Annotated in this window: 13 protein-coding genes and 3 tRNA genes; 4 read left to right on the top strand and 12 right to left on the bottom strand. The window is 42.8% G+C overall.

Annotated features, from left to right (window positions below):
* The first annotated feature begins 428 nt into the window (after window positions 1-428).
* Together BGL89_RS06165 and BGL89_RS06160 are read left to right on the top strand one after the other, a co-directional pair.
* Window positions 429-716 (top strand): BrnT family toxin, encoded by a 288-nt coding sequence (locus tag BGL89_RS06165; RefSeq protein ID WP_286824939.1) that lies wholly within the window; start codon window positions 429-431, stop codon window positions 714-716.
* Window positions 682-1005 carry a hypothetical protein gene (locus BGL89_RS06160; protein ID WP_158200246.1) on the top strand — a complete coding sequence of 108 codons (324 nt, stop codon included), beginning with the start codon at window positions 682-684 and terminating at the stop codon, window positions 1003-1005. The genes BGL89_RS06165 and BGL89_RS06160 overlap by 35 nt, the downstream gene beginning before the upstream one ends.
* A 72-nt stretch (window positions 1006-1077) precedes the next feature.
* Here the strand turns inward: BGL89_RS06160 and rplA are convergent, their stop codons facing one another.
* The 7 genes from rplA to BGL89_RS06125 form a co-directional block, all read right to left on the bottom strand.
* Complete coding sequence (gene rplA / locus BGL89_RS06155; RefSeq protein WP_286824938.1) at window positions 1078-1791, bottom strand: 50S ribosomal protein L1; 714 nt, start codon at window positions 1789-1791, stop codon at window positions 1078-1080.
* Window positions 1792-1846: 55 nt separating this feature from the next.
* Window positions 1847-2272, bottom strand: a complete 426-nt coding sequence (rplK, locus tag BGL89_RS06150; RefSeq protein WP_079208987.1) for a 50S ribosomal protein L11 — start codon at window positions 2270-2272, stop codon at window positions 1847-1849.
* Between the two features lie 3 nt (window positions 2273-2275).
* Complete coding sequence (gene nusG / locus BGL89_RS06145) at window positions 2276-2893, bottom strand: transcription termination/antitermination protein NusG (RefSeq protein ID WP_286824937.1); 618 nt, start codon at window positions 2891-2893, stop codon at window positions 2276-2278.
* Complete coding sequence (gene secE, locus BGL89_RS06140; RefSeq protein ID WP_002765998.1) at window positions 2890-3126, bottom strand: preprotein translocase subunit SecE; 237 nt, start codon at window positions 3124-3126, stop codon at window positions 2890-2892. Before secE ends, nusG begins: the two co-directional genes overlap by 4 nt.
* 124 nt (window positions 3127-3250) lie before the next feature.
* Window positions 3251-3323 (bottom strand) — tRNA-Trp (locus BGL89_RS06135).
* 101 nt (window positions 3324-3424) lie between these two features.
* A complete protein-coding gene (gene rplS, locus BGL89_RS06130; protein ID WP_002738040.1) occupies window positions 3425-3787 on the bottom strand; it encodes a 50S ribosomal protein L19 in 363 nt (120 codons plus the stop codon).
* Window positions 3788-4007: 220 nt separating this feature from the next.
* On the bottom strand, window positions 4008-4856 hold the full coding sequence (locus BGL89_RS06125) for a carbonic anhydrase (protein WP_286824936.1): 849 nt from the start codon (window positions 4854-4856) through the stop codon (window positions 4008-4010).
* A 168-nt stretch (window positions 4857-5024) separates the two neighbouring features.
* On the opposite strand from BGL89_RS06125, the gene psbN reads away from it, so the two are divergent.
* Window positions 5025-5156, top strand: coding sequence for a photosystem II reaction center protein PsbN (gene psbN, locus BGL89_RS06120; RefSeq protein ID WP_012266479.1), 132 nt, complete (start codon window positions 5025-5027; stop codon window positions 5154-5156).
* Here psbN and BGL89_RS06115 read toward each other — a convergent pair.
* The 5 genes from BGL89_RS06115 to BGL89_RS06095 form a co-directional block, all read right to left on the bottom strand.
* Window positions 5153-8161 (bottom strand): alpha-mannosidase, encoded by a 3009-nt coding sequence (locus tag BGL89_RS06115; protein ID WP_286824935.1) that lies wholly within the window; start codon window positions 8159-8161, stop codon window positions 5153-5155. The two genes, psbN and BGL89_RS06115, sit on opposite strands and share 4 nt — an antisense overlap.
* A gap of 193 nt (window positions 8162-8354) precedes the next feature.
* A tRNA-Thr gene (locus BGL89_RS06110) sits at window positions 8355-8426 on the bottom strand.
* Between the two features lie 8 nt (window positions 8427-8434).
* Window positions 8435-8519: transfer RNA gene (locus tag BGL89_RS06105), tRNA-Tyr, on the bottom strand.
* Window positions 8520-8658: 139 nt separating this feature from the next.
* Window positions 8659-8955: a ferredoxin gene (locus tag BGL89_RS06100; protein ID WP_286824934.1), complete on the bottom strand. Its 297-nt coding sequence runs from the start codon at window positions 8953-8955 to the stop codon at window positions 8659-8661.
* Between the two features lie 643 nt (window positions 8956-9598).
* Window positions 9599-10234 carry a peroxiredoxin gene (locus BGL89_RS06095; protein ID WP_002761158.1) on the bottom strand — a complete coding sequence of 212 codons (636 nt, stop codon included), beginning with the start codon at window positions 10232-10234 and terminating at the stop codon, window positions 9599-9601.
* Between the two features lie 758 nt (window positions 10235-10992).
* On the opposite strand from BGL89_RS06095, the gene psbU reads away from it, so the two are divergent.
* Window positions 10993-11400 carry a photosystem II complex extrinsic protein PsbU gene (gene psbU, locus BGL89_RS06090; protein WP_286824933.1) on the top strand — a complete coding sequence of 136 codons (408 nt, stop codon included), beginning with the start codon at window positions 10993-10995 and terminating at the stop codon, window positions 11398-11400.
* Window positions 11401-11671: the final 271 nt, after the last annotated feature.

Below are 11671 nucleotides of genomic sequence, written 5' to 3'. Positions count from 1 at the left end.
AGGTGCGGAACCCCGCAAGGGAAAGAAGCAGAAACCTAAATCGTGAGGTTTGGGAATCACCGTCCGTTTTACGGCGGTGAGGATGTCAATAATTGTTCAGTTCGTTCTTCTCTTGGCTGTCTGTGGTTGTTCTTCGTGCTTTTGTGGTTTCCCAATCTGATCAAGCATAAGGTTCTTGTTTTTGTTTCTTTTGTTCTAATCTTGTTTCTAATAATAGACGATCTTCTTGAGAAAGAACATCAATAACTTGTCAAAATGATAACAGTATCACAAATTTATTGTTTTTTTTCCAACATCTATAAACATCAAGATAGAGCGATCCCGAAAGTATCTAGCCAAAGGCGAGCGCACTTTAGTTAACTAACGGTTTACCATAGTAGGGTGGGCGATTTTTATACCACTTATTTTATTTATTGTGTATAATTAAGATGATGACGACTAATTTTGAATGGGATAAAGACAAAGCTAAGATAAATCTGAGAAAACACGATATTTCTTTTAATGAGGCTAAAACTGTCTTTGAAGATACCTATTCTTTGACTTTAGATGATCCTACTCATTCAATCTTAGAAGATCGTTTTTTGACAATTGGTTATTCTAGTCAAAACCGCTTGCTTTTAGTTGTTCATGCTGAAAGACAAGGAAAGATCAGAATCATTAGTGCTAGGAGAGTAACTAAACATGAAAGAAAAATCTATGAACAAAGTAATGAATGATACCCTCAAAGATGATGAAATGTTAGATGATTATTCTGAGGTTTTAACGGAGTCTCATTTAAAAAGTGCAGTCAGAGGAAAGTATGCTCGGTCTTTAGCAGATAAAGATGCTTATACCGTTAAGATTATAGCAGAAAATGAAGAGAGATATGTTAACATGAAAACCATTGAGGTTGAAGCATTCGTTAACAATGAAGGTCAATTAACCGTACAAGTTCCCTCAAATTTAAAAGAAGGACAATATCATGCTGTATTGATTATAGAAGAACCCAAAAATGAAAATCAATGATCTTAGAATAGATAAAATCCCCAAAAAACGCCCCCAATTACTTGGAGGCCTTTTCAGAAAAAATAACTGTCATTAACCTTCTGCTAATTTCAGATCCCGCAGGGCGCTAATATCCACTGGAATCGATGGCCCCATGGACGAAGAAACGTAAACTGTACGCCAGTAACGCCCCTTGGCCCCGGAAGGCCGGTTTCTGTCCACCGTTTCCTGTAAAGCTTTCAAATTGACTAATAGATCCTCGGCACTAAAAGAAGCTTTACCAAATTGAACGTGAACGATACCGGTGCGATCGGCCCGGAATTCCAATTTACCCGCTTTAAACTCAGAGATTGCCCCCGTTAAATCCGTGGTTACGGTTCCCCCTTTCGGTGAGGGCATTAAACCCCGCGGACCGAGTTGACGACCTAATTTAGCCACTTTCGGCATCATATCGGGGGTGGCGATCAACACCTCGAAATCCATCATCCCCTTGGCGATTTCTTCGATTAATTCTTCCGAACCAACGATATCGGCCCCGGCGTTGTTCGCTTCCTGTACCTGTTCCCCGCGAGTAATCACCGCTACTCGCACCTTGCGTCCGGTTCCTTTGGGTAAACTTACCGTTGTCCGCAGTTGTTGGTCGGTATATTTAGGATCGATGCCTAAACGAATATGAGCTTCGGCGGTTTCGTCGAATTTCGCCGTCGCTAATTCCTTTAATAATGTCAGTGCCTCTAATGGCTCGTAGGCTTTATTTTCTACCTTAGCCTGGGCATCTTGCAAACGTCGTGAAACTTTTTTTACCATCTGATTTGTTGCTCCTTGGGTAATAACGAAGCTTAACTTCTCCCCGAAATAAGATTTAGTCTGAGATCTTGACACCCATATTTCTGGCCGTTCCCGCCACAATATTCATGGCCGCTTCGATGTCGTTAGCGTTAAGATCGGGCATTTTAGTCCGGGCGATTTCCCGTAATTGGTCGCGGGTAATGGTGGCGACAAATTTCTTGTTGGGTTCGTTGGAACCTCTTTCCACACCGGCCGCTTTGCGGATGAGAACGGAAGCGGGGGGAGTTTTGAGGACAAAGGTAAAACTACGATCCTCAAAAACGGAGATTTCCACAGGGATGATCATCCCAGCCTGATCGGCGGTTTTAGCGTTGTAATCTTTACAAAACGCCATAATATTCACCCCGTGTTGACCTAAAGCAGGACCCACGGGAGGAGCAGGGTTAGCCTTACCAGCAGGTAAAGCTAGTTTAATAATTGCGACGACTTTTTTAGCCATGATTTAGTTTTGTTTTTCGACTTGATTAAATTCCAATTCGACCGGGGTATCCCGACCAAAAATGGAGAGCAAGGCCTTGAGTTTGCCGCGCTCGGGACTAACTTCGATCACTTCCCCTTCAAAGTCCTTAAATGGACCGGATAGAACCAAGATTTGATCGCCAACTTCCATATTGATTTTGACGACGGGTTCTTGAATCTGAGCTTGTTTGAAGATGCGATCGACTTCTGACAGGCTCAAGGGTAGCGGGGTGACGTGACCGCGGCCGCGTCCGTAGTGGCGCTTTTGTTCGGCCCCGACAAAGTTGATCACGTGGGGGGTGTTTTTTACCACCTGCCAAGCGTCATCATCCATGATCATTTTGATCAGGACATAACCGGGGAAGACTTTTTCCTCACCGTGTTGCCGTGAACCATCCTTGCGGACTTTGACGGTGGCCGCTTGGGGAATCTGGACTTGTAGAATGCGATCGGCCACATCGAGGGTGTGGATGCGCTGTTCCAAATTAGCTTTGACGCGTTTCTCACAACCAGAAGCCACCTGCACGGCATACCAACGGGGTTTTTTCGGTAGGCCGCTAAGATTGACTTCTTCGGGAAACTGTTCTTCTTCTAGACTCATGGGAACACCTTCCCCGCACCCCAGGCAAAGAATTTATCAATCAGATAGATGAGAGTGGCTACCAAAGTCACCATTAACATCACGGCCGCTGATTCACTCAAAAGTTGCTGACGGGAAGGCCAGACGACTTTGGCGAGTTCTTCTTTGGTTTCATTGACGAATTCCTTGACCTGAAAGGAGCTTCCCTCTTTCTTGTCGCTCGTGTCTTTTTCTAGGGTTTCTTTTTTGGCCACGATCGCTACTCCTTAAAATGATACTCAAGCTATCCTTAACTTATCATTTTCACCGGACAACCCACACTAACCCCCAGACATTTAGATCATGTCCTTTGCAGTTATCGGCTTGGTGATTACCAAACGCGCCCTGGAGGACTTGAACCCCCGACATCAGGTTTTGGAGACCTGCGTTCTACCAACTGAACTAAGAGCGCCCATTCGCTAAACTATTTGGCTTTTTTAAGGCCTTTATTTACTATAGCGTAGTTGTTGGCGATTAAGCAACTTTCTTGGTTAGGCTGTCGCCGGAAAATTTTTAGAGAGGGCGATCGAAACGTTCTTGTACCCTGGTGGCTTTGCCAACCCGATCGCGCAGATAGTAAAGTTTCGCCCGACGTACTTTACCACGACGGATGATCTTGATACTGGCAACCCGCGGCGAGTGGAGCAGGAAGACTCTTTCTACTCCCACACCCTGGAAGACTTTGCGTACTGTAATCGTTTCGTTGATACCGCCATGGCGTTTGGCGATGACAATGCCCTCGTAGGGCTGAATCCGCTCTTTATCTCCTTCCACGATTCGCACCCCTACCCGGATCGTGTCACCGACATGGATAATGGGCAGATCGCTCTTGAGATACTCGGCTTCGATTGATTTGATAATCTCTTCCGTTTTCATCGGCTTTCGTAAAACTGACAGTTTTCTATCATACCATATTTTTTGAGTAAAAAGCAATAGCTATCAGCTTTCCTAACACTGAGCGTTGCTGACTTGCCGATGCTGTCACCAGATGTTAGGCTGATTGTCCCGGATTACGGTCATTATCAACTGGGAAGGCTCTTGCCATTAACTGCCACTCTAGATAAGCACATCTCTAGAGAATTTCTCTAATCCCTAATTAACTTCTCGAACCGCGATAAATGCGATCAGCTTGGGAGGGTTCTAAATAATTATAGCCCGGTTTTTGGGTTGAGGAGCCATTCTTTTTCGCCACAGTATTAACCGCGGGAGTCGCTTTTTTTACCTCCGCATTAGTCCTGATATAATCCTCAGAAATCTTGAAGGGATGACTATTGGGAAGGTGACGACTAGGGGGTAAATTGTCTTCTGGTTCGGGATGGGTAATTTTACTATGGGGAGCGACAAAATCGTGTAGGATTGGATCGTAGGCTAGAATTTCGCCGTTTTCAATCCGAAAAATCCAACCGTGTAGGGATAATTTACCCTGATGTAATCGGGAACGAATAATTGGATAGCTTTGCAAATTACTTAACTGATTGAGAACATTTTCTGCTACTGTCACCTCGATCAGTTCTTCTCCTTCTAGTTCTTTGTAATTATCCTTAACTAAACGTCGAGTAGCTTCTGCTTGCTTTAACCAATCGTAAACTAAAGGCATTTCATCGGCCAGACTTTGCAATTTTAACAAACCTTTCATCGCTCCACAATGGGAGTGACCGCAGATAATCACTTGCTCGATGCCGAGAGCGTTGATAGCATATTCTATAGATGCACCCTCACCACCATTGGTTGCTCCGTAGGGAGGAATTATATTTCCCGCATTACGAATTACGAATAATTCCCCCACCTCCGCTTGGGTAATTAGGTTAGGATCGATACGGGAATCGGAACAGGTGATAAACAGGATTCTCGGTTTTTGTCCGTGGGAGAGTTGCTCAAATAATTGCCGATGTTCATCAAAATAACCACTCTGGAACTTTTCTAGTCCCTGTAGGAGTTTCTTCATAATAATTCTTCTAGTTTAGTTCGATCGCTATTTAGTCGATCCTTTCACCATTATCGGGCATGAGATAACAGCAATGCAACCGGCCAGATTAGCGATCGCTGTCGGCTGCGAGATCGGTTATATCTTGTTAAGATAGGATACGGACTGTATCTAAGCAAATTTTATTTTATGGAAACTGCAACAATTTTGGGTATTTCGATCGCTGCCGCTTTGGTGGGGATTACCGTTTTAGCTCTTTATACCGCTTTTGGACCGCCAGCAGCAGAATTAAGCGATCCTTTTGAAGATCACGAAGATTAATTCTTTAATAACCATGTGGCTATCTGCCAAGGAGAAATTTGCTCAATAGGATCGATCGCTCTTTCTAAACCGTCGATCGATTCTTTTATTGTTAATTGTAATTGATTTTGCCAATCAATTACAGCGTTTTCTCCCTGACATTCATAAACGCGCATTACCCAACTCTGAGCGGATGTTTCACTTTGTTTGAAACTCATTAAAATTAAGTTATCAACCGAGAATTTTAACCATTGTGCCACGGGTGGCAACTGGGTTGATCGATAATAATTAGTAATAAAAATAATGTTGACAGGTGAGTTTAACTGCCAAGCATAATGGACAGTTTTCGCCGTTTTCCAGTTACCTTGATGGGGATATATTGCATAGGTAAATTCTTGTTTCCCCAGATCCGCCTCGGGATCGGGCCATCGGGGACTTCTCAACAGAGTTAATCGCAGTTGCTGGTTAGTAGCATCATAGCCATATTTATTATTATTTAAAAGACTCACCCCGTAGGATGCCTCTTTCTCGGTTAAATCCGCCCATTTATGACCGTAAACTTCCCATTTTGGTGATTCTGTTTGGTGGTCACGCTCGATCGCACCACAGGCAATTTCATAGGTGATAAAATTGCTGTTTAGGGTGAGAGGAAAAGCGGTTTTTACTAAAGTATGTTCCTGCTGCCAATTAACAATAGTTTTAATCTGGAGAATAGGAGAATCTTTTTCTAAGATATAATCTTGACAAAATTCCGAATCAGCTAAACTTCTGATGATGCGAATCTGCCAGCGCAAGGGACCACATTCTAAGCATTTGATCGATTTTAATACTGTTTTTGGTAAGGGATATTGTTGATAATTCGGATCGATATTCCAAGCGTCCCAATATTGTCCTTGATCTTTAAATGCCTGTAATTGATTACCAGCAGCTTGCAGGATTTCTCTTTGATTAATTATATCAAATATACTATCTATATCCCCCGTTTCCGAGTTAATAGTAACTTTAAGTAAGCCATTATCTAAAATAAATTGGCAGTTAGTTAAATTTTTCTCCGTTGCTTGCTGATTGGGAACTAACCAAAATAACTTATAACCCACAGAAGGAATATTTTCAGCGAGAAATAATAGCTGATTGTCGTGGGATAATTGCGAGGGACAGAGACAATTATTTAAGTCATAAACCGAGCAATTGACAGATTCTATCGCTAAAGAGATAACCTCGGTTCTTTCCCAGTTAAGAGAATTAAAAATTAGAAAAGGTTTTGCTTGAGGATGGGGAGGATTAGGTAAATTAATTTGAGTGGCAATTGCCTGTAAAGCTTGCTCTAAAATTGCTTCACCTGTGCTGATAACTTGCTGCCATAACTGATTAGCATCCCTAAACACTTCGGGTATAGAAGTACCAGGAAGTATATCATGAAACTGATTTAATAAAACCTTTTTCCATGCGGATTCTATCTCGACTTTCGGATAGGGAATATCTAGTAAAATATTAGCCAAAGAAGACCATAATTCCCCTTGATACAAGAGGATGTCACAGTAACGATTATAGGCTTTTTGGTCAGCGTGGGTAGTATAACAACCGCGATGGAATTCTAGATATAATTCATCATCCCAGATAGGAAGATTATTTGTCTCCAGACTGTCCAGATAAGTTGTTGCTTGGCTAAATTTTAGCTGGGGGAAAAAAGGAGATTTTTGCCAACGTTGGGCCACTGCTAACATATCACGAGTCGGTCCGCCGCCATGGTCACCAACTCCGGGCAGCCAAAAAATATCTTTTAATCCGGTTTGCCGTTCCCAATTGAGAGCATGATCGGTCATAATAATTGGATTAGTATCCATAACTCCAGCAACATTGGGAGGAGACATTAGGGAAAGAATTTTACTGCCATCGGGAGATTGCCACCAGAAAAAACCGTGGGGAAATTTAGTCGTATCATTCCAATGTAGTTTCCCGGTTACAAAATATTTTATGCCAAAGGATTTAAGAATTTGTGGCAATTGGTAGGGAAACCCAAAGGTATCCGGCAGCCAAGCAGTTTCAGTGATTTGTCCAAATTTTTCTTGAAAATATTTTTGTCCATAAAGTAGTTGTCGAAATAGGGATTCCCCGGAGATCAAATTGACTTCTGGTTCTACCCACATCCCGCCCAAAAGTTCCCAGGATTGCCCTTTATATGCCTCTAGAATTGCTTGAAACAGGTCAGGATGATGTTTTTCTATCCATTCGTAAATTAGGGGGCTAGAATGACCAAATATGAGGGCGGTAAAATCTTTTTGGAGGTTTAAAACCGAGATAAAAGTGTTTTTTGCCACTTGCCAAGTTTCTGCCAACGGCCACAACCAAGCCAGATCCAAATGTGCGTGGCCGAGAAGATGAAAACTGCGTTCTTTCAGTGGTTGAGCCAGGGTTTGCAGGGATTGACGAATTGATTCTAGGGATTGATTAAATTTATCTTTGTTGGTGACATTATCCCAGTCAATATTATCGAGAGTAGCGGTAAAAGCCGCTAAGTTTTCAGGATAAAAAGTTTGTAGATAATTATGCAGAATGGTTAATTCATCAGCAACAAAACTAGGATCGATAGCTTGGCTATATTCATAGATTAACTGCGATTTCATCAAACCACCAATATCATGATTGGGACTGACTAAACGGAGAGTAACAAGAATTTCTTGACCAGTAGAGACAGAGTTAGAAAGTAAAATGCGCGTGGAAGAATCAAAGAGGTCTCCTGCTTGGATAAATTGATTATTAACATAAATTTTGACATCTTCCGCCCACCAAGTTAAGATTAATCTCAGTTCCATTCCCTCTAAAGGATAACCGGCTAAATGTTCGGGGACAATAATTTTTTGAGTTAGATATTGGATTTGTCTGCCGGCCGGCCAAATAATGTATTGTTTTTCATTGAGGGTGACGGGTTGAATTGGTTTTCCCGCTGCTGTAGCGATCAACCAATTTTTCTGAACATCTCTGCGGGTGAGGTGAGATAGTTTAGCGATGTTGTCGAGGGGAGACATGAGCCAACAAATAAGTTAATTTTGACCATTTTAGGCGATCGATGTCTAATTGGGCTAGGGGATAACTTTTGTTAAGGCAATACTGCTGAAGACTTACTCAATCTCATCCTTCAAAGGTTTATTGAGAATGAGCAGGGAAAATAAAAGCCTAGTATTAGGCAGAAAACCGGTTTGGGGACAGGGTTTTAGAGAAAGCCCGTGATGAGGATTGAACTCATGACCTCACCCTTACCAAGGGTGTGCTCTACCACTGAGCTACACGGGCATTGATCGTGGTGGGCCGGGCCGGATTTGAACCAGCGTAGGCGTAGCCAACGGATTTACAGTCCGCCCCCATTAACCACTCGGGCACCGACCCATTAATTCCACGATTAACAATCATAGCACCCTTAGCTAAAACACACAAGTGTTTAGGGAAAAAATTTTTGAGCCATAAAATAACTCCCGTTAAGCACCATAGATAGCACTTAACGGGGGTTTTCTGACAATCTTGAAGATTACTGCAAAGCTTCGTCTTCTTGGTGAGTGATGATCACACAGTCAGAGGTAGGATAGGCGACGCAGGTGAGGACATAACCCGCTTCAATTTGATCGTCATCTAAGAAGGATTGATCGGATTGATCGACACTACCAGATTCAAGTTTACCTGCACAGGTGGAGCAAGCTCCCGCACGGCAGGAATAAGGTAAGTCCACTCCTTCTTCTTCAGCTATATCGAGAATGTACTCATCATCGGGAACATCAATTGTATGCTGGTCTTTGGGTGTTTTCAGGGTGACTTTATAAGTTGCCATCGGTTGTTCCTCTTAGTTAAATGCTAGTGAAAGCGGCAGTTTCTACAATTGCCTCTCGCTTGTCGTCAGATTGAACGATGCGAGCGAGTTTCATTTTTGATACTACGGGAAAATCTCCCTGACTCAGCCTTGCATTAGTAATGACAGTCTTAAATAAACTTAAAATAAAATTTACTTATAGATATAACCCAGAATTCTTGACGCTCCTTGCTCGATCTCTAGATAATTTCATCGATCTACAATCTAGCTAAACTAACCACTACTAAGCATTTGGAGCCATAATGTTCATTGTTCTTTTAGTCTTAAGCCGATTTTTGTTAAATATTAATTTAACTTATAGTTAAGATAGATGTCGATGAATTGTCTTTAACCCAGCCAAGAAATTGCTTTTAAGAAAAAAATCCCCTGAGTTGTGAAAGTGGCGCGTTCTGGACTCCCAGTTATTTCTGCGCTGCCGCTAACACATCTAGGGAAACTATGAAAAAATATATTGACAATTAAACTGATAAATGATAGAGGGAGATAAATCGCCTGTTGCCAGGCCTACCACCCGTTGTAACGGATGGCTAACCCTCGCTCAAGATTTTATGGTTTTTGGATTGTCAGTTTTCAAGGATATGGTTCACTGATTAGGAATCAGTAATTACTTATTAGGTTGGGGAGTCATGCGTAGATAGGGTTTAATTTCTTCAACTCCTTTGGGGAATTTGCTACGAGCTTCTTCAGTGGGAATAGAGGGAACCACCACACAATCGCCACCGTCGGTCCAGTTAGCGGGGGTAGCCACTTGATAGTTATCGGTGAGCTGCAGGGAGTCAATCACCCGCAGGATCTCGTTAAAATTGCGTCCCGTGCTGGCAGGATAGGTAATGGTTAAACGTAATTTTTTGTTGGGATCGATGATAAACACCGAACGTACCGTCAGATTATTGAGGGAATTGGGGTGAATCATGCCGTAGAGATCGGACACTTTGCGATCGCCATCGGCGATAATCGGATAGTTAACGGTAGTGTTTTGAGTTTCGTTGATGTCATTAATCCAACCCCGATGGGATTCGGCACTATCCACACTCAAAGCGATCACTTTAACATTACGTCGCTCAAATTCTGACTTAAGACTAGCCACCGTACCTAATTCCGTGGTACAAACGGGGGTGTAATCAGCCGGGTGCGAGAACAGCACTACCCAGCTATCTCCTACCCACTGATGAAAAGAAATTGGACCTTCACTAGAATCCTGTGTAAAATCTGGAACGATATCACCCAATTGGAGAGCCATAATTGTGTCTTCCTTATAGATATTTCAAGACAAGCAACAGTTTATGATGCCATAGGAGTGCTGTTCTTCATTGATAATTTTAGAGATTTGTAATAATTCCATTAGCCATCAGCCTTTTCAGTGATCAGTGATCAGTGATCAGATTTGAGTTATCAGTTCACTGATCTCCCCACTTCCCCTATCCCACTTCCCCATCACCCAACCCCCAAAACCCTTCCCCTAGTACGGCAAACTGGGTTATCGGAAATTTGGGTTGAAAACCCCGTCCTTTTAGGGCGACTTTGTGCTAGAATGTTCCCAGGTTGCTGACCGTGAGAACGTGAGGAAACAGGTTAAACGTCCTACTCCGTCATCTCAAAATTTCTAACAGTTAATGGTGTTTAATTAAGTCCAAACTGTCAGAACGCAAAACAATTAAATACTGTGGGACACACAGAAATTTACGCTTGGGGAGTAGTCTTTGAGAGTGCTTGCCTTATAGGTGTAGTCGGACTAGACATGAAACTGTAAGACCAAAATTAGCTTTGCTAGTAGAGGCAAGATTCAGCCCAAGAATCTCCGCCCTAAAAGTGCGGAGAGTGTCAAGATCTGGTCTAATGGCATGATATAACTTTTTTAACTAGCTATCAGCGTTCAGCTAATAGCTAGGCTGCGGTGGCAAATCCCAATTCCCCACCCTATGCCTAGTCGGAAAGCTGACGGCTTAACTTCTTGTCCTGAGTGTTAATTTGCCTTGGTTTTAGGAGACCACAACTGCAATGAAGAATCTTGTTCGTCTGCTGGCGGTAATTGCCTTGATTATCGGGAGTTTTTGGGGCAAAGTTCCCGCTCAAGCTCTCAATCTCACCTCGATCGCCTTTCCCTCTCTTCCTGTGGCGGTCTTAAATGCGGCTGATGCCAAACTAACTACAGAATTTGGGGCGAAAATCGACCTCAATAACAGTGATATTCGCGATTTCCGGGACTTGAGAGGGTTCTATCCCAATTTAGCTGGTAAAATCATCAAAAACGCCCCCTACCAAGAAGTGGAAGATGTCCTCAATATCCCCGGACTCTCGGCCACTCAAAAAGAGCGTTTACAGGCTAATCTGGAGAAATTTACTGTTACTGAGCCTTCTAAAGAATTTATCGAGGGTGATGACCGTTTTAACCCCGGAGTTTACTAAATCCAGTTAATTACGGTTTTAAAAAAATTACTAGGTGAGCGATCGCTCACCTTTTTCAATGGTCAGTTTCTGAAGGCAAGAGGCAACAGGCAAGAGGCAAAAGAAAGAATCTGCCATGTTGATCTAAGGAAAGACTGGCGATTTTTGCCAGAGCTATAGAGAATTGACATCCTCACCGCAGTAAACGGACGGTGATTCCCAAACCTCACGATTTAGGTTTCTGCTTCTTTCCCTTGCGGGGTTCCGCACCTGCCTTAACAGATTTACTCTG

The sequence above is a fragment of the Microcystis sp. LSC13-02 genome, from assembly GCA_002282935.1.
In the GTDB taxonomy this organism is placed as follows: Bacteria; Cyanobacteriota; Cyanobacteriia; order Cyanobacteriales; family Microcystaceae; genus Microcystis.
Note: the sequence above shows the minus strand (reverse complement) of the source record. Positions and strands in the feature narration are given on the sequence as shown.